This window comes from Microcoleus sp. PH2017_28_MFU_U_A, from assembly GCF_020738035.1.
GTDB lineage: Bacteria > Cyanobacteriota > Cyanobacteriia > Cyanobacteriales > Microcoleaceae > Microcoleus.
Genome location: NZ_JAEQCX010000084.1, coordinates 1 through 23,524, shown reverse-complemented (window position 1 = coordinate 23,524; position 23,524 = coordinate 1). Strand labels below are relative to the sequence as shown.

Here is a 23,524-nt window from a genome sequence, read left to right as displayed (position 1 = left end):
ATTTGATTACTCCTTAACAACAATACGATCTATAAATTAATCTAAACTTTTACAGCTCGTATCATTATTTTACGTTTTTAGCGTCTGGCTCTGCCCAGCAAATTTTAGTTTTACTCTTCCATTTTGTCTGTTGTACTTTTTTTAATTGCCTCATAAACAATTGTATTCTTCTGCTTGGGTAGAACTTTAGTATGTTGAATTTCCCCTGATACTATTATCAGAGGTATTCCTTCAGGAAAGGCACTGCAATTTAGGTCGCCTAAATAATGCCGACAACCACGACACCCTCTATATTCGCTCATTTGATTTTTATTCATTGGAGTATTAAGGACGAACAACTACTACCTGTTTTGGGTCAAAAAATAGGATGCTTTTTCTCCAAGGAACTAGAGGATTTCCTATTTGAATAGCATCGTAACCTTGAGATTTTAAATATTCTGCATATTGATTAATTAACTCTTGGTCTGACAACTGTAAACCATTAGTTAAACGGTAGTTTTCTAAGCTGGACTTGTAGGCAAAATCATGTGAATATATTTGGGGAGTTTTTACATTTAACGTTATATCTAATACGGCATCATCGGTGCTGTAGATTTCGGCTACCCTTATATCATTTGATAAATAAAGTCCCGGTCCAAACAATGAGTATCCTCTGTTAAAGTAAGCAGGATCTACCAAATCCGCTACCGATGGGGCTTTTGACTCGGTTGTCACTCCGTCTGCCAAAAAGGTTTTTCGGCTGGTTCATAAACAATTGTATTGTCTTGGTCGGGTAAAGGTTTTGTGTGTTCTATTGGCTCATAAACAATTGTATTGCCTTGGTCGGGTAAAGGTTTTATATGTTCTCCACCTCCGACGACAAAAATTAGTGGTATTCCTTTAGGGAAGGCGCGACAAGTTGGAATCTCGTCTACAATGCCATCTAACAAGTGACGGCAGTCAAGGCATCGTTTATATTCAGCCATTTGATTACTCCTTAACAACAACTACTTGTTTGCGGTCGAAAACTAAATAATATTGCATGAATTCTGGGGTAGTCACGATCGCATCATACCCCTGAGATCTGAGATACTCTGTATATTTATCTATCGCCTCTGATCCTTGTTTACCAATTGTATTACCGTAAATTTTTGCCTCCTCGAAAAATTCCTCTAAACCCGGATAGACTCTGGGGTTTTTTATGTTCAGCACGGTTTTTAATATCGGACCTTTCCTTAGATTGCCATTCTCATCAATGCTAAAATCCTTAGCCCTCTCCTCCTGATTTGTCACATACAAACCTTCTCCGAGGAAACCGCTTGCGAGCCTAGCAGGATTTACACCACCATTCGCAATACTAGCAGCACGAACTGGGTTAGTTCCATGATAGAGCACGCGTCTGCTGTAGCTATTTTTTGTATATTCTTCAGCCTCAGCGAGAGTCATAGAAGATTCCCACTTCTTGCCAAAAGAAATATCGTCAAGGTAAACAGTGCCGTCATTGATTTCAAACTTGAGTAAAGCTACCTTACCGCGCAGTTCTTGCGGGACATTTAGGTAGAAAGTTTCCAAGCCTTCAGTACCATAACCGATCTTGCGAATATTGCTGTCGAGCTCCTCCGGAGAGCTATTTTTTTCATATACTCCTCGCTCTAAATCGATAGTTCCTATTGACGTAAACTGTTCGTAACCAGCTACGTTTGCTTGCATAGAAACCGTAATTTTTCTTCCCGCACCGAGTTGGTCTTGGGGTACGTGCAGGTCGAACTTCAAACTATCGTGTAAGCTGTTTTGATCGGGGACAAGAAAGAGATTATGAATTATTTCTTTAGGTCCATCAGTACCTCCCATCTTCAAGGTATTGTTTTGTCCGGCTAAACCGTAGTTTAATTTTCTTTGCTCTTCAGTTAAAAAGGTATCAATCTCATCCCGTTCATGCAGATGTCTTTGCGACACATTAGGATTGTCGGATACACTTAAAGAGTTGTAAAAAGACCAGCCTGGAACGCTCTGATATGTAAAACGTTTGCTGGCGTCAAAATTACCATTGAAAAGGGTGGGAACTGCATAGTCACCTCGCATCTTGTTACCTATAGTTTCGTCTGTGTAGGTGTTGTCCTCAGTTACGGGCACACGGTTACTTACGTTAGCATCATAGGGGCGTAATTGAGAGCCACCGCCCAGTACCGAGTAAAACCAGCCAGTACCGATACCTTCCCAAGGAGCTCGTTGTTCACCGTGAGTAAAATTAGCATTCGTATGATCTGGTGTGTACCACGTAGGTTTGGTTGGATTGCCTGAACTATCTAATTCCAGATCTCCAAGGCGACGGTAAATCCTCTCTCCATTCCTTGAGGGGAGTTGACTTCCGCTAAGGTTAGCTGTTCCTGCATACCAAGTTAGAGCTTGGTGAGGCCTTCCATCCGTGCTATTTTCAGTAAATCCAATCCGGCTCAAGCCATCAGAACCACCAAGGTGTACGTTCCAATCCGCCTCCGCAATTCGCCGACCAGCAGGGGTATTGATTTCCTGTGTATCCAGAGCGGGGACGTTTTGATAATAGTTATCGGCATAGGTAACATTTTCCCAGATTCGCACGGATGGATCGCGGAAGCTTTTTAAGGAGCCTACCAAGTAATCTTGGTCGAAATCATGAGGATCGATCGTTGTCATCTGAAGGTCGCGGTTTACAAGGCTAATACCACCAGCGAGGGGAAAATAACTTCCCAAACGCTGGACAATTTCATTGTTGATCGTTGCACCCTGACCAAACCCAATAAAGTGCATAGGTGAATTGAAAAGGGTGTTTTCCAAACCTTGATTTAAAGCTACCAGTGAAGCAAAAAAGGCATCTGCGGCTGCCTCAGTAAAGCCAGAGTTGAATGCGGTTGCTTCTGGTGGCTGTTCCCATCCAGGGATTAGTGTCAGTGGTGCGCCAAATTTATGACTTGGAGGGGAGAAGGTTGTGGAGCCATCAAAATTCAGCCACCCCCATTTGTTAGTAGCCCGATCGTAACGCATGACCAAACCATTTTCTTTAGTCAGGTGAGAAGCCATCTGCTCGAATTGGCGGTCTATCAAATTAGGTTGAGGTTCTAAGCCTCGCGTTAACACCGTAACGCTGCTGAAAGTATTGCTACCAGAAATGGGAGTCGGCAGTAAAGTCTTAAACTTATTGGTAACAACTTTTTTTGCCCCTTTATTCGTCGTAGCTTCCACAGCCCAATGATATTCCTGACCCGCCGTCAACATTCGATCGCTAGAAAGAGTAAACTCCTTTGAAGAACCAGCCTTAGTTTTCCCATCCCAAGTCCACGTACCGTTTTCCCATTCAGCAGTCAGAACCCGATTCGGATTGTAATCTTTGTCGTCCTGCGAATTTAACCCATCCCACCGATCGCCCGGCAACAAGCCCTTCCCTTGCGGAAAAACGCTTACATAAAGATTGACCTTATCGACATCAGTATCAGGCTTAAAACCAGGAAGACCGCAGGGTTCATTCTCACCCTTCAAATCCCACTGAAAAGTAGGAGTTAAAGGATTGCTATCATTCTTGCTATCCCCGATCGGTCCTTTTAATTCCAACCAGTTTTTAGCATTCGCTATTGCCAAACCTTTAGGATTTCCACCGATACCAATGGGAGCGCGTTTCGTACCATCCGGGATACCAAAACCAAAGTTATTAATCCAATTTCCTTCGATAATTTCGTAGTCGGCCGCAATACTGACAAGAGGGTTGATATCGTCAATAGGCACGCGGACGAGGTCGGCAGTTGTCGCATTTCGCTGATTGCTTGCCTGGAAACCCCAAGTATCCACACCCCTGTCGCGGGCGTCAAGCTTGTAATTACCCGGATTCTCTATAGCCTTAATCATTTGCTCAACATCGAAAACGTAGGAACTTCCTCCCAAACCGAAGGTGGGATAGGAAGCAATCAAATATTTGCCGTCACTCGAAAGCGCTAGGTTGTTAGTTAAGCTGCCCGGAATCGGTCGAGTCGCAGCCACCAATTGAGGATTGGGGTCCAGTGGGTTTGCGATAATGCCTATATTTCCACCCTCGCGCGTATTTATCTTTGCCCTAGAGTTGCGGCCGGCAACAAACGCATATTTCCCGTCTTGCGTTACTGTTACAGCCACTGCCTCGTTGACATCAAAATAGTCAGTGGCCACGCCCAGCGACAAAGGAGCGTAATCGACTTTAGCCCTAAAATTGAGGGGGTCATCAGACTCAATTTCGAGCACTCCGAAGCCCTTGCCGTCATCTTGAAGCTTTATCTGGTCCCCATTACTATCTATGGTAAGGACACTAGCAAGCCCGTTGGTAAACACCATTTTCTTGGGGTCGGAAGTAGCAGCTATGCCCTCTGTCTCCGATAGGGTGGGAATTACTTTAATCTGCTGGTGCCACTTCCGCTCGTTAGAGCCCTGAGCGCTCGGTTTGTCGGCGGGGTCAATGTTGACAGCGTAAATGCGGCGGTTAGGTGTTTGTTCGTTATTGTCGGAACCAGTAGCGAACAGTCGGCGCCCGTCGCTGCTGATAGCCAACTGGCTCAGTCCCAGGGGTGATGTGACGTTAATTGTCTGGATAACAGTATGATAGGTTGCTGAATTCGGGTTGATGTCGAGGACGTAGATGTTGGGGCGATTTTGGTCGGCAATGTAAGCGTAATTGTCTTTGGGGTCGATCGCAATAGCTTGTGGTCTGGCTCCAGAGGGCAAGCCAATCGCATCCACAGTTGCCGTTTCTGGGGTAGTATCTATCTCTCGCAGCGCCATCAAATCCACCACAGACACCCGACCGGTGTCCCGCAGAGTCACGTAGGCGCGGGTAGCATTGTTAGTAGCCGCGATCGACTCCGGTCGGTCTGATGGGATATTGGGATTACCCACAGGAATGTTAAAAGCAACCGCTAATTTATTGCTGTTCTGGGTTTCAACAGTTGATAAAGCGTCTTTGAGGTTAATAACGTTGATTTTGTCGCCCGTACGTTCTGTTACCAGCGCCAATTCAACGCAGGTAGGAGCGAGGCGGATATTTTCTTCACTTTCTAGTTCGACAGTCTCGTAATCTCCAGTACCCGGTCCGAAGCGCTTTTTCTGCTTTCTCGACACTACAATGCTGGATTCGCCGAGGGGTACGGTAATCGGAATTTTGACAGCAATTTTGTAGCTATTTTCTCCCAAATCGGTGTTTTTATCCGGTATCAATGTGCCTGGATAAGTTTTGTCGCCGACGCGGAAGCTGACTGTTAAGTCTTTAAATTCACCGCCTAAATCATTGGAGTTATTCAGGAAGTTGCTGCCTGTCAGGACGACGGTTGGTTCGCCATTTTCCAACTTATATTCAGCGGATTGAAGCACTGGAGGTGCGAAGGGGTCTGCTGGGAATAGTGTGGGTATGTTTAGAGTGGCTGTGACGCGGGGAATCCCTTCTGGATCGAGTTCAACACCCGCCGGAGTGACTACAGGTAAACCGACTTCAGGAATGGCAATAATTTTCAATCCAGATTTCAGGTATTTAGCCAAGTAAGCCAGCAGTAAAATTGTAGCGGCGAATTGAGCTGTGGTGACGGCGGCTATACCGATTAAACCGGCATTGGCTGCTAAAAAGCTGTTTTGGAGACCGACATTTGTTGAGAGAAGGGAACCATTTGGGAGACCGACATTTGTTGAGAGAAGGGAACCATTTATATTGGAGGTGGTGAGCAACTTTTCCAATGCCAACTTCTGTAACTCCAGGTCCGGCATTGCTATCATCGCTATTTCGGCAGTCTCCAAAATACCGGTAAATGGTGGAGAATTAGTGCGAATAGTACCGCTGGCATCGACTACACCGGATTCTTGAATCAGCCAAATTGGGGAATAAATATTGTTAGCATCCGGCAGCGAACCTTTTCGCAGGAATAAAATTTCGGTACCAGGAGATAAGCCGGCAGGGGCAGGAATTGCTAATTGAGCGGGAATTTTCAAGGAGTTGTCGCCCAAGTCTAAATTGAAGCCTCCGGCGAACTGCAAACCGTCGGGAAGTTGTAGCGATAGATCATTGCTGGTTAGAGATGTCAAGCTAATAGCTGTATTTTCGGCAAGAGCACCGGGCGGCACCATCACAATTGAACCGTCACTGCCAGTAACTGCACCGCCATTTACTCCTAAAATTGTTCCGGCGATGGCGGGAAGGGAGACTCTTACTGGCACGACTTGTTCGGCGGCTCCGTGAATGACAGTGACGTTAGTAACTCCTTCTTTTATAGCGGTAATAACGCCGTCTGAATTCACTTGTAATAGGTTGGAGTTTCCGGGGAAATAGCGAGTTCCTGTAGAGCCGAATTTCAGATCGGGGGATTTGATGATATTTTCAATTCCTACTAAAAGCGAGCGTCCCATTCCGGCTGTCATTGTGACTGCTTTGGGATAGACATTCAAACCGTTAATCTCGGCTAGTGCTCCATTGAATTCTGCATCGTTGGTTGGGGCTGGCAATTTTCCTACTCGCACTGCTGTTACTGCTTGCAGGTTGTTGCGACTTGCGCTCAAAACTGAAGTACCGTTGACCAAACCTGTCACTTTCCCCGTTGGATCAATTGGTGCTACTTCTGGATTGAATGAAGTGTAAGTTAGATAAGAATCTGGGAGCACTACACCTTTTTGGTCGGCAAAGTCTCCGAGTACAATCAATTCCGTATTTTCTCCTGCATTAAGTCGGGGATTTCGCTTCACAAAATCTAGATTTAGCAGGGGAACATCGCTGACGTTGACTGTCACCCGCGCGGGCGTTGAACTCCCAAAAGCGTCGCTGGCAAGGAAATCAAAGCTGGCAATTCCAGAGAAGCCGGTTGCTGGTTTAAAGGATGCTTTGTTCGTTAAGGGATTGAAAATTACTGTGCCGTTTACTGGATTGAGGACGCTAATTGTCAGAGGGTCGCCCTCTGCATCTGTGGCAAGATTGTCTAATGAAATAGTTGTCTCTAATTCTGTATAAGTCCGAGTGCTTGTCGGTGAAACAACGGGCGGATTGTTGTCAGAATTCGGGGGATTGGCTTCGGCGAGCAATTGTTGTCCTAGGGGAGTATTTCGCCATTCTTTGTCAGGGTTGATGACTGTATCTAGCAGCGGTGCGTTTCCGGTTGCGCCACTAATTTTAAAGATTAGGTCATTGTAATCTCTGTCTGAGTTAGCGGATGACATATCTTCGAGGGCAAAGGTGTTACCGCTGCCCGTAATGTCGGCTATTTGTAGCAGATGACCGGTATCGTTGGGATTGGCTGTGGCGATACTGAATAAGGGACGGTTTTCGGGAAACAAATCCCACAGCCAGGAGTATTGGAGGGATGATTGTACTGTACCGCTGGGTACGAACATGACGGCAAAAGTGTCTCCAGGGGTCATGTTGAAAGTTTTGATACCCTGATATTCTCCTGAACCGAAGTCGTATTCTCCCGGCATCGAACCGGTGAATTTGGCTCCTTCTGTACTGTCGCGGATTACAATGTTTCCTAATGTGGAATTAGTTAGGACTCTCCTAGCAGCTTCGGCGATGAATTCTGGAGTACCAGGTGTAAATGCTTCCATTCCTGAAAGACTAAAAATGCCGATTTCGCCAGTAAAGTAGCCGCCGTCAAATACATAGTCAAATTTGACTTGTCCTTGGTTATCTACAAGGAAAGTGCCACTGGGTGAATTGGCTGCTGCTGTTATTGAGAGATTTGTTGAGGGATTGGTATTGCTTTGGAAGTCGCCAGTACGCTGTGTTGAATTGGGTTGAGTGTCTGCAATATTGTCTGAAAGTTGAGCAGATTCTTCGGTTGCTGACAGTAGCCAACCGCTTGTCATCTCTGCGGATTTGGGCGCAATTTCAGGATCGGAATACGCTGGTAAAACAGCGACAGTTTCTGTGGGATTTGAATTGCTATTATAATTGTTTGAAGTGAGTTTAGGTGGGGATTTAAGAGTTGAGGGTGAAGCGCTTGTTTCGACTTCTGCTATCTGTGTCGTAACTGCTGCTGTCTCTGATGGAGTTGAGAAGAGTGCTGGGCTTTTCTCAGTTTCTAATTCCGCTGCTGTGAAGGAAACAGTAATGTTCCGTTCGATTGTATCAGCAGTGAATTCTGCTGTCGATACCGAATCGGTTTTTGTTGGCAATTCGCTTTCAATTTCTGATGTTATTTCAGGAAAAACGCTCTCATTTTCTACCGTAGCCGAATCGTTTTTTGTGGGAATAATTGACTCAATTTTTATTGGCAATTGTTCGGGTACGGTAGAAACGTTGGAGTTGCTTTGTTTGGGTGATTGTTCGCCAACGTTAGAACTGAGTAAGTCTATTTTTGCAGGAGACTTTTCCGCAATTGGAGCGATAACTGACTCTGTTTCTGCGGGAGGTTGAGAGATGCTGGAAGTTGCATCTTTGTCGGTTTTGATTAATTCAGCATCTGCTGATTGACTGACAATAGATTCTGTTTTAACTGGCTGTTTAATTTCCGAAACTGAGTCAGTATTGTTCGGAGTTTTTTCTGGGGTGTTAACTGCTGCTGTTGCTGTCGTCACCGTTACATTTTCACTGGCTGCTGTTTTTGGTATTGCAGCAGGTTCGATTTTTAATGGGTCAACTTTTCCTGTATCATTCTGTTTGTCAGTTAAAGATTGAGTGGCGGTTTGTACTGGCTTTTGTAAATCGGTTGATTTGACTTCTGCACTGATATTAGTGTTAGGTAAAACTGGGTTAGATGTGGCTGGGATTAATGGGGCTGTTGGGGGCTGTGTTGTCGGTGACTGTTGAGAATCTGAAATGGGTTTTTCGGTCGGTATTGCATCGACTTTTGGGGATTTTTTATCTGAGTCTATTTTGGCGGCAGCTTCGGTAATAGGAAGCTGTTTGTCTGAGTTTTTTGTTTCTGAAGTCTGGGCAATTGGAGCTTTTTTATCGGAGTCTATTTTGTCAGAAACTTCGGCAGTACGAGATTGTTCGCCTGAGTTGGCTTTCTCCACAATTGTGGAGTTTTGAGATTGCTTGTCTGAGTCTATCTTGTCGTCAGTTGTGGCAACTGGGGACTGTTTGTCTGTAGAGGTTTTATCAGTTGAGGGAATATTTGGACTAGCCGCAACAGTTTCGGTTGAATTTGTTACTGCAATTTTCTCGGATTTTTCTGATGAAGTTGTACTGCGATCTGGTATTATGGTTGATGCAGTTGCAGGTGATGTTTTTTTCGGCTCAGAGCGATCGGTTGATACAGTTGCAGGTGATGTTTTGTTCGGCTCTAAGTTGTCAACCGTTGATACAGTTGCAGGTGATGTTTTATTGGGTTCTGAATCACTTTTGAGTGTAGCCCCTGACGATAAAGATGTTTTGTTATCTTCGGGTTTTGAACTCGTTTCAGGGGTTGCGGGTAATGGTGTTTTTTCCGAAGCTTTTTCTAAGTTTGTGGATGTAGTTATAACGGGTAATGTTTTGTTATTTTCTTTTTCTGAGTTGGCAACTCCGGTTGGGAGTAATTGTGTTTTATTTTCAGGTAATTTATCACTTGCAGTGGTTGTAGCAGGTGTGGTTTTATTAATTTCTGAGTTACTGACTAACGAGCTGATTGCAGGTGGGTGAGGAACGGGTTTATTAGAGTCAAAAGGCTCGCTATTTGAGGCAGTTGGATTCGGGTTTGTCAGGGGATCTCCTAAGTCCGAGTCGAGTTTGCCAATTAGAAGGTCAATTTCAGAAGTGGTTGAATCCCTGGAGTAGCTGTTAGTTTTGGTGGCACTGGTTTTAGCAGAAGGTATGCTGTTAATATCGGAGGCTTTGTTAGTAATAAAAGCATCGGTTTCGGCTCGAATGAATTCGGATTGTGGCGGCTTTGCGGTTTCTATTAAGTTAGGTTGTTCAGAGTTTGATGAAGATCCGGGAGTTTGATATAATAAGGTTTTGTTAGTCTGAATTCCCGGCAGTTGTGGGGCAAAAGTTGGGGCTAGTCCGGGAATTAAGGATTCCACTTCTGTTAAAGGTTCTCTAATCGGGTCGGTTAAAGGCACTCTGGACACTCCTTGAAAAATGGTTAATTTCTTTTAAATCATTATTCAGCGGTTACTCATCATTATCGGGTAGACTCGATTATAAAGATATTCGGAAAAATACAGAAGTTCAGAGTTTTTTTGATGTTGCTAGTCTGTTATATTTGCCGTATATTTACTGATAGTTTTTAAAGTTATGCTAAATCTTTATGAAGGTAACTTTTTTCAGGCAGGAAAATACTTAAATAACCGATCGCACATCCGGTCTCTCTCTATTACTATCGGCTTGAAGTATTATTAATCCCAGATGTTGCACCAATATCAATAAGGGGCTTTTTTGTGGGTGGGGGCGGGTTTATTTAACCTGTCTGCACCCCTTAAAGCTTTTGGTGAACCCGCCCCTACAGGTTTTTGATTGCGGGTACGATATCTGGGATCGATACTCACCCGTCAGAAAATCGAGCTCTTGTTTAACGACGGTTTGCCCTGGATCGCGATCGCGCCCTCTACAGTTAATTGTCAGCCCTTTCCCCGATCGCAAACTTTCCTTCCCCGAACCCTTCCCCTTGCTCTCGGCTTCCTGTAAAGTAAATAATTGTAAAGAAATATGAGTTTTCTCTTATCCTCTGGTTAAGACCGCCAGCTAACATTCACAATTAAGACCCGGATTAGAATTTCCTATGTCACAGCTTTTCCCCCGCAAATTTCTAGCCTCTGCTGTCGCCTTTTTTCTGGCTTTGTCGGTGTGGACGATCGCACCTGCGGCCCATGCTTTCAACAATCCCGATTTGTTGCCGAAGACTCAGACGCCGATTATTGATTTAGCTAAAGCCCTTACGGATATTGAAGAAGAGGGTTTGGCAAAAAATTTAAACGCCTTTGAAGCCGAAACCGGTTGGAAGCTGCGAGTGCTGACTCAGTACGATCGCACGCCCGGTTTGGCTGTGAAAAGTTATTGGGGCTTAGACAATAAAAGTGTATTGCTAGTTGCTGACCCGCGCGGTGGCAATTTGCTGAATTTTAATGTGGGCGATGCGCTGTATCCCCTGCTGCCGCGGACTTTTTGGGTGGAATTGCAAACCCGCTACGGCAATCAGTTTTTTGTGCGGGATAATGGCGAAGATCGATCGATCATTGAATCTTTGGAGTCGATAGAAGGCTGTTTGCGTCAGGGCGGTTGTCGCGTAGTTCCAGGTTTGCCGAGGGAACAGTGGGTGCTGACTTTAATTACGTCGGTGCTGGGCGGCGTGATCTGCGGGTTTGCGGCTCAGCCTCGGAAACCGGGAGACGGTGTGTCTTGGCAGTGGGCGCTGATTTTTTCGCCGCTGTGGGGGATTCTGTTTTTGGCCTTCGGAATTGGGCCGGTGGTAACTCGGACTTCTGATTGGTTGCCTTTGGCCCGAAATGTTGCCGGTTTTGCGATCGGGGCTTTGGTAGCATTCTTGACTCCAGTATTGGGCAAGTCTCCTTCAGAAGAAAGTTAGTTTTTGATGAGTCATTAGTTATTAGTCATTAGTCATCAGTCATCAGTCATCAGTCATTAGTGTGACTCTTGGCGCTCTTTCATCACTCTCGAAAAATAAAAACCGCATCCAATCAATGAAACCCTACTAAATGGACAATTAGCGATCGCTTGGGCGATCGGAACCCATGCCTTGAACCCCGAGGGTGAAAGTCCTGCTCTATAAGACTTTCAGCTTTTACCAAAAAATGGGGTCTAAAGCCCCGTGCTTTGAGTATCGGCTTTTGGTATAATTATATTGGTTGGAAATCCCATGGTGGTGGCTTGTTAAGACTCCTTGAACCAGAAAGCAGAGTTGATATCTGCCAAATATTGGGTAGCGAAAGCCAAGAAAAACATAGCTAGGGGAAATAAGTTAAGTACCCAAAGAAACAAAAGCCATGATTAATTTAATCTAACAGTACCTAAGGGCATTAGGAATCTGCCTCGTTCGAGGGAAAGCATGGGGAGAAGACTGCCTCTACTATCAAAGGGAAGCCTGATATAGCAAGCCGACTTCTGTGAACCATGAATTAGAATCCCCGTCCGCGACGGTCGGGGAGTATGTCAAGGAATCTGGCGACCGCAACCAAGTTAACTCGTGAAAAACCCGGTTTCTCTGCCTCGCGCGCAAGTCCAAAGAAACCGGGTTTTTTAGCTTTTTTGTCGGCTGTAACGAAGTATTGCTGTGAAAAAACCCGGTTTCTAGACACCCTGCGTAATTTCTGAAACCCTTGATTAGACTGCTTCTTCCTTCTTCCTTCTTCCTTCTCCCCTCTTCCTTCTTCCTTCTTCCTTCTTCCTTCTTCCTTCTGTTATGACTAAAAGCTGGTAAGCTGATACCTGACAACACACAGGCGACAGCTATCCAACAAATGGAATGGCACGTAAGCGATGCCCAGAGTCTGGGATTAATCGATAATGAAATTGGCGACCACGGTTTTTCTGCGGCGGAGTACGAAATAGTCCGCCGTGTGATATATGCGACTGCTGATTTTGAGTACAAGTCTTTAATTAGTTTTTCCGATCAGGCTTTGCAAGCTGGGGCGGCTGCTTTGGCTGCACGAACTACGATCGTAGTAGATGTGCCGATGGTACAGGTGGGCATTACGCCGCTGATCCAAAGTACCTTTGCGAATCCGGTTTACTGTTCGATGGATGCTTTGACGCGCCCTCAAAAGGAACGGACGCGGGCTGCTTGGGGGATTGAAACTTTGGCTAGACGCTATCCTGAGGGGATTTTTGTGGTTGGCCAGGCTCAAACTTCTTTGTCGGCGCTGGTGGATTTGATTGAGGCTGAGGAAATTCGACCGGCTTTGGTGATTGGAACGCCTTCGGGGTTTGTCGGGGTTGACGTGGCTAAGTCAAGGCTGCACGATTCGATGGTTCCTCATATTCGGATTGAGGGGCGCAAGGGTTCGGCGGTGGTTGCTGTGGCGATTGTTAACGGTTTGGTGGATTTGGCTTGGCAGGCCTATGGCCAAGAGGGGAACAGTTGATCGGGTTTATCAGAATTTAAAGCCGACTCGCAGAGGTTCCATTTGTTAAGATACTACTCTTGGCCATCGATGCTCTAACCTTCGGTTGTTTCTAGGCCGAATACTCGATCGAACACTTTAGTCACTTTATAGCCGGAATCTATGGATTCGAGCGGGTCTTTCCGCAATCGGTGGCGCAAACACAGAGTCATTACCTTGCGAATATCGTCCACAGTGACTTCTGTTCGGCATTCTAAGGCGGCGTAAGCTTTCGCGGCCCGATTTGTGACCAAATCGCCTCGTAGCCCGTCTACGTCCAATTCGGCGCAGACTTGGGAAATTTTTACTCGCAAATCGCGATCGAGATTTACGGATTTTAATCTTTCTTGGGCTTCCACCAATTTCTGCTGCATATCGTCTTGTTGGTGCTGATATTTGGCGAGAAACTCGGGCGGATCTTGGTCAAAACTCGATCGTTGTTCGACAATTTCTACTCTCAGATTAGGATCTTTTACAGTGCGAATTTCTGCGTGCATTCCAAATCTGTCAAGCAATTGCGGCCGCAATTCTCCTTCTTCTGGATTCCCGGAACCAATTAAAATAAACTTAGCTGGGTGGCGGATTGAAATCCCTTCTCTTTCAACTGTATTCCAACCGCTGGCGGCGGAGTCGAGCAAAACATCGACTAAGTGATCGTCGAGCAAATTGACTTCATCGACGTAAAGAATGCCGCGGTTAGCTTTAGCTAAAAGGCCTGGTTCAAAAGCTTTAACTCCTTCGGACAAAGCTTTCTCAATGTCGATCGTACCGCACACTCTGTCTTCGGTAGCGCCGAGTGGCAAGTCTACCATTTGTACTTTTTTGCGGGCGATCGGCATTGTACCGTGATGCAAAGTGCGATCGCGCACTTCATCGCTCATCAAATCGGGATCGGTGGGATGGCTGTTAAAAGGATCGTCAGCCACGACTTCAATTTCTGGCAGTAAATCTGTGAGGGCGCGGATTGTGGTAGATTTGCCTGTACCGCGATCGCCCATAATCATCACTCCGCCAATTTTGGGATCGATGACATTCAAAAGCAGCGCCAGTTTCATCTCCTCCTGGCCAACAATCGCAGTGAAGGGAAAAACAGCGCGGCGGGGGGCGGTGGCGGTAACGGTTGGTATAGCGCCCGCATTCAGGTTATTGCTGACTTCGGCAGTAGGACTCACAATAAATTCTTTACTCTAATGACAGTCCTCTATTGTGACATACAGGGGTACATTAGTCGATCGAAGGTTGTTCAGGGTCAAGCCGAGTCGGCTTACAGAAATTAATAGGCTCATATAATATCGTGTAAAGTCAGTCAAGAGCTATAATTATGAGATAGTTATTTATCTCTTTCATTTAATCTATTTCATTGGCAGATATTGGCTGAGTGATTCTATCTAATTAAAAGTTGAGTTCCTCTATGTTAATTGATTTTTCAGTCACTAACTTTAGGTCAATTAAAGAAGAGCAAACATTAAGCGCGATCGCAGACTCTTCCAACAGGAAAAATGAAAATACTTTTGTGCCGATCGAAGGCAATAAACTGCGATTGCTTAACTCGGCTGCGATCTATGGAGCCAATGCTTCTGGTAAATCAAATATTCTCAAGGCTTTACATAGACTTATTTCCTATATTCAGACTCTCAATATTGATGTCGATCATAAAATTCCTTATTACGAACCATTTAAGTTAGATGAATCGCGATTAAGCCAGCCTTCTATTTTTAAGCTGAGTTTTATTCTTGAAGGAATTATGTATGACTATCAAATTGCTTTTGATAGTCGAGAAGTTCATCACGAACAGCTAGATTTTTACCCTAAAAAAAGAAAGTCCAACTTATTCATTCGTACAAAAAATGAGGTCAAACGCGGTGATTATTTTCAAGACAAGCGATCTTTTTCAAATAAAGCTTTAACCAAATATCCCTATCTATCAAAAGTCGCTCGTGAAGAACACGAACAAATGCAAAAAATCTATGAATACTTAAAAACCTATGCTTTTTTCCCAGCCTATGATAATCAAACAAAAAAATCATTAATACGTCATGTCAACCAATTATTACAAGGAGATGAAAAACTGAAAAAGAAATTAAGTAAGCTCATCCAAATTGCCGATACTCATATCGATAGAATTAATATTGAGGAAAAATCAATTACTTATGAATTTGATGAAGAGATGCCAGAGGATCTTAAAACTTTAATAATGAGTGATAAATATGAGGTATTTGCAGTTCACAAAACATTTAAAAATAATGTGTTTACTGGTGAAAGTGAATTTTCATTTTTTCATGAAGAATCAATAGGAACTATGACACTCTATACTATTGGCACTCTAATTTTATTTATTTTAAATGAAGGTCATATTCTAGTTATTGATGAATTAGATAATAGTTTACATCCCAAACTGTGTAAGTTCTTAATTAAGTTATTTCACCATCCGTCAACTAATCCCCGTAATGCCCAACTAATTTTTGCTAGCCATGAAACTACTTTACTCGATCGAGAATTGTTAAGAAAAGACCAAATATGGTTTGCCGAAAAAAATAAATATGGTGAAACACAACTCTTTTCTGCCCAAGACTTTGATAAAGTAAAAGGTGATGAACCTTTTGACCAATGGTATATGCAAGGTAAATTTGGTGGTCAACCTAATATTAAAGAAGTTGAATTTATGTTTGGTGATGAATAAAAAAAGAGAGAATAAACGAAAACAGTTAAAGCAGTCGATCTACATAGTATGTGAAGGAACTAATACAGAACGAATTTACTTTGAGGAGATTGCTCAACAAGATGATGTGTTTGAGAAATATGCGGTCAAAGTTTATCCAAGTGAAGAAGACCAAATCAAAGCAGCAAAAAAAGAAGGTGAATCTATTAAAACAGATGCGATGAATCTGGTCAAACTCGCCAAACAAGAAATAAATAATTATGATGAAGTTTGGGCAGTTTTTGATAAAGATGGTTATACCAAACACGAACAAGCATTTTCAGAAGCCAAGAAACATAGTGTGAATCTTGCTTTTTCAAGTATTGCCTTTGAGCATTGGATTTTATTGCATTACGAACAGTATCGAACTGCTTTCCCTAAGTCCCAAAATGTTATTGATTACTTGCAACAATCAGATTATTTTATAGGCTATGCTAAAAAAGCAGATATTTTAATTTATTCTAGACTTAAAAGCCTGACTAAAACAGCTATTGAAAATTCAGCCTGGTTACGGATGAAGATGGCACAAAACTTAGCTGCTTGCGATCGTAAAATCTATGAATTAAATCCTTATACCACTGTAGACAAGTTAGTCATCAAGCTTTTAGAGTTTAATCCTGTAACCTATGGAGTTATTAACGAAACACAGAAAATTAGCGATATTAGTATCACGGTTAATGCTGTTCAGCACAACTGTGGAATAATAAATTTGAGTGTTAATATTGTCAATGACAGAAATATTAGCTATTTAGTTAACAATAACAGCGGTCACTTTTATATAAGAGATGAAGATCAAAATAAATTTCAACTTGCTCTTGATAATCCAATAATAATTGAACCAAGTTTAACTCAAGATATTATCTTAAAGTTTGAAATATTTTCCGCAACGGGGACTTTAAGATTTAATTTTAGTCCTAAGCCGAATGAAATACTAATTATTGCCCTTGACAATGTAACTGAACTGTAAAAAAACTATCGCTATGACAACAACTCGCTATCTCCCAGATAACCAACGCCTTTCTTGCGTCAGCCAAACTACCAAAAATTGTTCCGATGATAGCGCACGATCGCACTTACCTCCGATCGACTTTCAATTTTACAGTCCTGGACGCACGAGTGTTCAGAAACCGGGTTTTTTCGAGAATACTCGATCGCAGTGCACAGACTCCGCCAAAAACCCGGTTTCTTTGGTAAATGCGTAAGTCTGTTTCTGCAAAACCCAAGCGCAACTAAGATTTGCGGCATTTACATGACAAATTTGGGCGGGCAGGATGCCCACCCCACAAGAGTTTGCAGCAAAGTTACCACCGATGTTAACTCAGGGTAGATGGTAGAAGAAGGGCGATCGGGCAACCCTAATGTAAACTAATGTAACGCTTTTCCGGATTTTGCATAAAAACCTCAAGTTCCCACAGATATATATTTGAGGGCATTTTCCAGCAACTATTTTTCAGGGGTACAAATGGCTGAACTTAACATCGGGGCATTGACTGACAGCAAAACCTACACAGGTAGTGTTGACAGTAAAAATATTTTTGACCTTTACCCATTTAACATCAAAAATCCTGGAAGTTTGCAACTTAAAGAAGGCAAAGTCGATTTCGGTTAGTTGGAGAAGGTTTAGGAGATAGATCGCATCTTCCCTGAGATTAATTATCGCGTTTATCGATCGCTTGAAGTTACCCAAAACAGATGCAGACGGCGGTTGAAACCGCGTCTACACAAACAAAGTCTGCCTCCGCAGACTGAAGAAAATAACGTAATTTTAACCGCTAGGTCTTCTTATCTTTTTGTTCGTCTTTTCTTCCACAATAAACCCATTCCCGCCGCCACAAACGTACCAGCCACCGTCATCGGTTCCGGCACAGCTTCATACTCATAAGTTACACTAGCAGCAATATCCGCCGACACCTTACCGCCAAAACTACCTCTCGCCGGAATCCCCAGAATTTGAGTTAAACCAGTTGTCGCCACACCAGCAGTAAAAGTATCACCATCGCAGCCAGTTAAAGCACTCAAAAACTGCGGCAAATCATAACTTTTCGACACGCTACCAGAACCAAAACCGCTAACACTTCCCGTACCACCGCTAGCAATCTTCGTTTCCGGCGGACTAGCCAAAACACTCAAAGTCAAATTCGGGTCAGTTTTCAACAGCCGAATATTCACAGCAATATTAGCATTAGTTGCTGCCGTTCCCGTAAAATCTCCAGTCAAAGGAGTAATGCTGACACTATTATTAACAGTAGACTTAACCGTAACATAAGCCTTCAACAGAGTACCCAACAGCGAATTAAACTTCGGCAAAACCACATTCGTACTGCTATTTAACGGCTGCGAATCCAGATTCACAGTATAAGTTTGACTCAGAGTAGCAGCTTCTACGGAAAAACATTGACTAACAACCGCAAAACTCAAACTTCCGCCAACAATTCCCAACCTTTGACAAACATTCATATCAGTAAACCCCTAACTAAAAAAATCAACAACATTTTGTGGTACGGGCGTCTCGCCCGTGATTAATCTGCGGTTAAAAACTCCAAACCCGCAAAACCCAGTTTCCCAGCAAGGAGATTAAATAACTCAAAGCAAAAACAGTATAAATGATACTCAAAGGCGCATAAGCTGCCAAAACCAATCTATCACTTGATTCTGCCTCAATCTCCTCCCTCCGCAATAAATCCATATAAAAATCAAACGACTTTTGACGCAGATTGTTAATGCCAGTTCCTGCCACTAACAAATAATAACCATCAAATCGGTTGAGGGGATTCAAATTAATTGCTACAGTCAGCAAAGCCGCCACCATCAATAAATAACTAATTTGATGACAGACAGGATTCGACTGCGAAAACAGCCAAACCCAAACAGCAAACGCCCAAATTGTTACTTGAATCAAAACTCCCGCAGCCACGACTAAAACCCGCTGTTTTCGCTTGACTAAACTGTATTGGTCGCTAGTATCTGTATAACATCCCGGAATGAAACACATAAACAGCAATCCAATTTCTTTAACAATACCGCCGTAATGTTTGAGCGTGAAAGCGTGACCGAGTTCGTGCAAAGATATTACCAGGATTGTCAGCAACACAAATGTGATAATAGTCTGAACTTTCCCGGCTGTCCACAACTGCTGGTGCGAGACAACAACTTCCGCCGAGGAACCAAACCAAGCTGCTGCGGAAGATGCGATGAAAGCGCATAGAAAAAACCCAAACTCCCACGTCCAAATCCAGCGCAATTTGTCGATGTGCTGCGACAGCCAAGCATCGGGATTGACTAGGGGAATTGTGAAAGATAGGAGATTGAATTTGGCTTTCGGGGCTTTTGTGCCTTCTAGCATTCCCGTTTGTGCTAAGCTTCTCAAGAGATTTTGCACATCTTCTAAATCGATGTCGTATTCAGCGAGAGTGTTAGTTACGGGTTGTTTGCCTAGTTGCAAGATTACCTGTTTGTCAAAGTCGTCAACTTCCATGAAAGTCATGTCTTCGGGATTGCGAAGTATCCAATGACCGTCTGGATGAGCTATCCACTGCACCGCTGATTTGAGTTCCATAGCATACTGTTACTTTCGCGGAGAAAGTGCGATCGACTAAATAAAAATTATGCCTTGGTAGGCTGAAAGATCGATCGCCCCTAGCGCCTGTTTTCAAATTTCCCCTTTCCCCGTTAAATTCTGATCCCCCTAAATCCCCCTTAAAAAGGGGGACTTTGAGGAGGACGGCTTTTGTTGTCCCCCTTTTTTTAGAGAGCAAAAGTGCGATCGCCCTAAATTTTCCTAAAAACCTAAAGTTTCCAAGTAAAGATTGCCCCTGTTTCAAAGAAGCAGGGAAACGGGAGAGTAGTTTTTGAAGAAGCTTTGGTGATATTTGCTAGGGCTTCAGACCTCATTCCAAATTTCACCTCTCGGTTCATATTATCAGAAATTATAAAAAAAGCAAGGGCCAATTCTAACTATTTTTGGAATGTAGCGCTGGCGGCCGGAAACCGGGTTTTTTATCGATTTTAAAGGCTGCGATTCCATATTTTCGTAAAAACCAGGTTTCGGAGTCAGTCCTAATTTAAGTTGGCAAAAAAACTTTACACAAACTTTACAATCGAAAGAGGGTTTTTGGTGTAGGATAACCGTGAAGAAGCAAGAAAAACCGAAAAATTAAGCATTGACAAAGTATGAGCTCAATCGCCAACGAGACCGTTAGCAAAGCGCGGCAGATGTGAAGCGATCGCCAATACGTAAAATTTGTTAACTTTGCGTAGTTTTTCAAACAAACAGAAATTTTCAGATTATTACTTACAGATTTTTGTCAAGTAACGATTTTGGTTGAATGCGGGAGGCATTCGATCGAGTTCGTGCGATCGAATTCATATTAATCAAGGTGCAAAGATTATGGGTTGGCTAAATTTGGGTGGCAAAAAACGCAAAGAGGCTCAAGGTTTTGGGAATTCACCGAAACGCAAAGGCCACAAAAAATCCCGCAGTCATGTATTGGAAAGAATTGTAACTCCGAGTGCGGGTGTTGGGGGATGGCTGGATGATTTGAATCCGCTGCATCAGTTATTCGGTTCTTTGTCGCTACCTGATTTACATTTACCTAATTTCTTGGCGGATAGTGGTGTTTGCCCGATCGCTCCTGATGCGCCAACTAATAATTTACCGCCGCTGATTGATTTTGACCCGCTGGGTTTGTACCATGATGGGATTGCGACTCAAACTCCTTACAATCCGGGCGGTGCGTTTGAAACTTTGCCGATTGCTTTGATTCCAGTCGATCCCCATTCGCCGAATCCTAGCAATCCGAATGCAATCCGTCAATTGCTAAATTTTCCTTTGGCTAATCAGCCGTTGCTGGGAAGTATTGATACGGGTGTGAGTGCGGATAGTCCTTATTTGAATTACGCGAATATCAAGAAGGGCCGCGATTATGTGGGCGGGGATGATAATCCGTTGCTGAAGCCTGGGGAAGGTAGCGAGCACGGTACTTTTATGTTGGGGATTATTGATGCGATTAATAAGACTGCGCCGAAGTGGGTGGGAAGGGCGATCGATTCTGGGAGATGGGCGGATTCTTTGGTAGAGTTTGTGGATGCTGCGAAGGCTTCTGGACAGAAAAATGCGATCGCCAATCTCAGTTTGGATTTGACTCAGAAGAATGCTGACGGGAGTGTGACGACGCGCTATGAGTTGACTCCAGCGGAAAGAAGTGCGATCGAATATGCGCGGCAAAATGGGGTAATGCTGGTAGTGGCGGCGGGTAACGACGGCGGTGTGATGTCGGTTTTGGGTCAAGCTTCTCAGGAGTTTGACAATATTTTTACGGTTGGGGCTGGGGATATTAATGGGCGATCGATCTATTCTAGTTATGGCCGCGGTTTGGATATTGTGGCCGATGGCGGCACGACTGAACACCCTGATTTATCGACTGTGGGAAATGATTTGGGGACGATGGCGGGGACTTCGGTAGCGACTGCAAAAGTTGCGGGGGCGGCTTCTTTGGTTTGGGCGGCAAATCCTGCTTTGAACTATCGCCAAGTGATGGAGATTTTGAAGTCTACGGCGAGGGATTTGGGGCCGTCTGGGTGGGATGATGAGACGGGTTTTGGATTTTTGAATACGTTGGCGGCGGTGGATTTGGCGAAGAAGACTGCGCCGGAGGTTTATAAACCTACAGCTTGGGTAACGCCGGATACTTGGAGTGGACAAGGGAAGGTAACGCCAGAGGAACGGGCTGCTAAAGGTGGAAATTCGATCGCGGCGGCTACTGTACAAGTATCAACTAATTTCTCGGATAGCGATCGAGTTGACGCGAATCAGCCTGATAAATATTATCAGTTTACGGTAAATGAGCCTGGTTATGTAAGGTGGAATTTGACCAGTCTCAACCCTGTATCAGGATTTCCCACTCCCCCGCAGGTAACTGTTACGAAAGCTGACGGCAAGCCAGGGTCTCATACCTTCTTTAAAGGGGCTTCTCTTCAAACTTCTGTAGTAGGGGAAGGACAGACTTCTTTTGAAGGTGGCAATTTCTACGATCCGGGGACGTACTATCTCAAAGTCGGCAACGGCGCTGGGTCTAGTTTCAATGATTACAACATATCAACTCAGTTTATTGCTGATAAGGTTTCGAGTTTTACTGGGAATATACAGTACAGAACTCAGCCTTATTATTCCTTAGACAACAGCCTGCAAAGTGCGGTTTTTTCAGGCCCTGCTGTTTCTGAGTTAAGTAATTTATCAGGTGTTGTCACTTATAACAATGTTATAAATTTCAACAACCGGATTGCTAAGTATGGGGTGGAGGTGAATGAGTCGGGAAAAATCAGAATTAATTTGAATTCTCCCAACGGTAAAATGGAAGTGAGCATCAAGAAGTTTATTGGTTCTGACGATCGACCGGAATCAATTGCTAGCCTTGAGGTTGCTGCTAACTCCGATCAATGGTTGGAACTCGATCTGAATAAAGGGCGCTATGACATTGAAGTGAAAACTCCCAGCAATTACTGGCTAGAACCTGATTGGAATTCGACTTGGAATTCGACTGAGAAGACGCTGGTACGACCTTATACGCTGAATGCCACTTTTACTCCCAATGCGCCACAACCCGGACAAGGGAAAGTTCCCTCATCTGCTGGGGCATTTGATAAGACTGTGGTGAGTAATGGGGTTGTTAATCACTATTACAAGAACGGGTATTTGACGGTGCAGCCTTCGGGTCAAGCGAGTTGGTATGGTTATGGTACTGGAAATGCGATCGGGGTTATCGAAATTAGTGCCGTACCCCTACCCTTTGAAATACCTCCAGATTATGCAGGAAATTCACCGAACACGGCTCGTGATATTGGTACTTTAATTGGTACACAAACTTTTCATGATGTTATTGATAGAAATGACCGCTTTGATTACTACAAGTTTAACATCACCAGTGAAAGCAAAGTAGATTTTGCTTTGAGTGGAAAGATGGGAAATACTGGGTTTTATTTGTTCCAAAACTGGTATTTCAACAGCGACGATTCTACACATATTGATATCATTTCAGGCACTCCTCCTGGTGTTGTTCCAGAGTTTAGCCAGACTCTCAAACCTGGAAGTTATTACGTCCTCGTTCATAAGCCAAAAGATTATGATGGTGATGAATATGACTTGAAATTATCGGCAACTCCTGTAGGCGATCCGGATGGAAACTACTCAATCCAGACTGCCGCCAATGTATTATTGCCTTCTGGTGGTGCTGACTTAGGAGATGGGGTTAATAGCAATCAGGTTGGAATAGGGTATATTCTTAGTTCAATAGGTGGTAAGGATTTAAACGACTTCTACAAATTTAGCTTCGACAGCTTGAAATTAGTAAATTTTTACTTAGCTCCATCCGGCACTGCTGCTCAGTGGTGGTTGCTCCAAGACCGAAATGGTAATGGTCAAGTCGATCCGGGTGAGGCAATTAAGACTGGTACTCTTACAACGAAACCACTCGATCTCGATGTAATTTTAGGAGCAGGAGATTATTACTTACAAGTAGGTTCTCTTTCATCTGATGCGACAAGTGTATATGCAGTGAACGTAACAGCACGATCGCTAGAAAATCAAGTCATTGCTAGCTACAATTCGGATTACTATTTAGTCCAAAATGGTCAATTGCGAATCATTCCAAATCAAGAAACATTGAACGCATTAAAAATTAATCCGAATACAGTGAAGCGTTTCCCTCCTGAAGATTTAGCTCTGATTCCCACTGGACAAGGGTTGCCATCTAGGAAAGATGGAAGTTTATTAAGTATAAGTGGTGGTGGTAAAGTCTACCAGATGCAGTCAGGTAAGCGTCGCTGGATTCCTGATGCTGA

The 23,524-nt window shown here is 43.8% G+C and carries 14 protein-coding genes; 7 read left to right on the top strand and 7 right to left on the bottom strand.

Translation table 11 applies throughout. The annotated features are described in order from the left end of the window. Positions 1-110: 110 nt before the first annotated feature. Genes JGK14_RS20980 through JGK14_RS20965 form a run of 4 tightly spaced genes read right to left on the bottom strand, consistent with a single transcriptional unit; the run spans position 111 to position 9,993 of the window. Positions 111-317, bottom strand: coding sequence for a cytoplasmic protein (locus JGK14_RS20980; protein ID WP_293226048.1), 207 nt, complete (start codon positions 315-317; stop codon positions 111-113). 7 nt (positions 318-324) lie between these two features. Next, complete coding sequence (locus JGK14_RS20975) at positions 325-726, bottom strand: hypothetical protein (RefSeq protein WP_293236540.1); 402 nt, start codon at positions 724-726, stop codon at positions 325-327. After that, positions 711-965 (bottom strand): cytoplasmic protein, encoded by a 255-nt coding sequence (locus JGK14_RS20970; protein WP_293186102.1) that lies wholly within the window; start codon positions 963-965, stop codon positions 711-713. The genes JGK14_RS20975 and JGK14_RS20970 overlap by 16 nt, the downstream gene beginning before the upstream one ends. 4 nt (positions 966-969) lie before the next feature. Further along, complete coding sequence (locus tag JGK14_RS20965) at positions 970-9,993, bottom strand: DUF4114 domain-containing protein (protein WP_325315438.1); 9,024 nt, start codon at positions 9,991-9,993, stop codon at positions 970-972. Between the two features lie 659 nt (positions 9,994-10,652). On the opposite strand from JGK14_RS20965, the gene JGK14_RS20960 reads away from it, so the two are divergent. Next, positions 10,653-11,456 carry a TPM domain-containing protein gene (locus tag JGK14_RS20960; RefSeq protein ID WP_293186972.1) on the top strand — a complete coding sequence of 268 codons (804 nt, stop codon included), beginning with the start codon at positions 10,653-10,655 and terminating at the stop codon, positions 11,454-11,456. 892 nt (positions 11,457-12,348) lie between these two features. Continuing rightward, the gene (locus JGK14_RS20955) at positions 12,349-12,972 is read left to right on the top strand and encodes a precorrin-8X methylmutase (RefSeq protein WP_293186971.1); all 624 of its coding nucleotides are present in this window, start codon (positions 12,349-12,351) and stop codon (positions 12,970-12,972) included. 74 nt (positions 12,973-13,046) lie between these two features. Here JGK14_RS20955 and bchI read toward each other — a convergent pair whose 3' ends face one another. Further along, the gene (gene bchI, locus JGK14_RS20950) at positions 13,047-14,162 is read right to left on the bottom strand and encodes a magnesium chelatase ATPase subunit I (RefSeq protein WP_442921469.1); all 1,116 of its coding nucleotides are present in this window, start codon (positions 14,160-14,162) and stop codon (positions 13,047-13,049) included. 239 nt (positions 14,163-14,401) lie between these two features. Between bchI and JGK14_RS20945 the strand changes: the two genes are divergently transcribed. The 4 genes from JGK14_RS20945 (at position 14,402) to JGK14_RS20930 (ending at position 17,297) form a co-directional block, all read left to right on the top strand. Beyond that, positions 14,402-15,670, top strand: coding sequence for an AAA family ATPase (locus JGK14_RS20945; protein ID WP_293219506.1), 1,269 nt, complete (start codon positions 14,402-14,404; stop codon positions 15,668-15,670). Continuing rightward, positions 15,663-16,655, top strand: coding sequence for an RloB family protein (locus JGK14_RS20940; RefSeq protein ID WP_325315437.1), 993 nt, complete (start codon positions 15,663-15,665; stop codon positions 16,653-16,655). The genes JGK14_RS20945 and JGK14_RS20940 overlap by 8 nt, the downstream gene beginning before the upstream one ends. A 13-nt stretch (positions 16,656-16,668) precedes the next feature. Continuing rightward, on the top strand, positions 16,669-16,890 hold the full coding sequence (locus JGK14_RS20935; RefSeq protein ID WP_325315436.1) for a hypothetical protein: 222 nt from the start codon (positions 16,669-16,671) through the stop codon (positions 16,888-16,890). Between the two features lie 260 nt (positions 16,891-17,150). Next, on the top strand, positions 17,151-17,297 hold the full coding sequence (locus tag JGK14_RS20930; protein ID WP_293213414.1) for a hypothetical protein: 147 nt from the start codon (positions 17,151-17,153) through the stop codon (positions 17,295-17,297). 173 nt (positions 17,298-17,470) lie between these two features. On the opposite strand, the gene JGK14_RS20925 is transcribed toward JGK14_RS20930, so the two are convergent. Both JGK14_RS20925 and JGK14_RS20920 read right to left on the bottom strand, forming a co-directional pair. Next, the gene (locus JGK14_RS20925) at positions 17,471-18,145 is read right to left on the bottom strand and encodes a PEP-CTERM sorting domain-containing protein (RefSeq protein WP_293225440.1); all 675 of its coding nucleotides are present in this window, start codon (positions 18,143-18,145) and stop codon (positions 17,471-17,473) included. 73 nt (positions 18,146-18,218) lie between these two features. Then, positions 18,219-19,244 (bottom strand): site-2 protease family protein, encoded by a 1,026-nt coding sequence (locus JGK14_RS20920; protein ID WP_325315435.1) that lies wholly within the window; start codon positions 19,242-19,244, stop codon positions 18,219-18,221. Between the two features lie 831 nt (positions 19,245-20,075). Here JGK14_RS20920 and JGK14_RS20915 point away from each other — a divergent pair. Beyond that, positions 20,076-23,524: S8 family peptidase (locus JGK14_RS20915; RefSeq protein ID WP_325315434.1), on the top strand; the 3,449-nt coding region annotated here is incomplete at its 3' end.

Excerpts from the sequence above, each read along its gene's own strand:
- JGK14_RS20945 (WP_293219506.1), top strand. The coding sequence starts at position 14,402 with ATGTTAATTGATTTTTCAGTCACTAACTTTAGGTCAATTAAAGAAGAG.
- JGK14_RS20940 (WP_325315437.1), top strand. The coding sequence starts at position 15,663 with ATGAATAAAAAAAGAGAGAATAAACGAAAACAGTTAAAGCAGTCGATC.
- JGK14_RS20970 (WP_293186102.1), bottom strand. The coding sequence starts at position 965 with ATGGCTGAATATAAACGATGCCTTGACTGCCGTCACTTGTTAGATGGC.
- JGK14_RS20960 (WP_293186972.1), top strand. The coding sequence starts at position 10,653 with ATGTCACAGCTTTTCCCCCGCAAATTTCTAGCCTCTGCTGTCGCCTTT.
- JGK14_RS20935 (WP_325315436.1), top strand. The coding sequence starts at position 16,669 with ATGACAACAACTCGCTATCTCCCAGATAACCAACGCCTTTCTTGCGTC.
- JGK14_RS20925 (WP_293225440.1), bottom strand. The coding sequence starts at position 18,145 with ATGAATGTTTGTCAAAGGTTGGGAATTGTTGGCGGAAGTTTGAGTTTT.
- JGK14_RS20920 (WP_325315435.1), bottom strand. The coding sequence starts at position 19,244 with ATGGAACTCAAATCAGCGGTGCAGTGGATAGCTCATCCAGACGGTCAT.
- JGK14_RS20955 (WP_293186971.1), top strand. The coding sequence starts at position 12,349 with ATGGAATGGCACGTAAGCGATGCCCAGAGTCTGGGATTAATCGATAAT.
- JGK14_RS20980 (WP_293226048.1), bottom strand. The coding sequence starts at position 317 with ATGAATAAAAATCAAATGAGCGAATATAGAGGGTGTCGTGGTTGTCGG.
- JGK14_RS20930 (WP_293213414.1), top strand. The coding sequence starts at position 17,151 with ATGGCTGAACTTAACATCGGGGCATTGACTGACAGCAAAACCTACACA.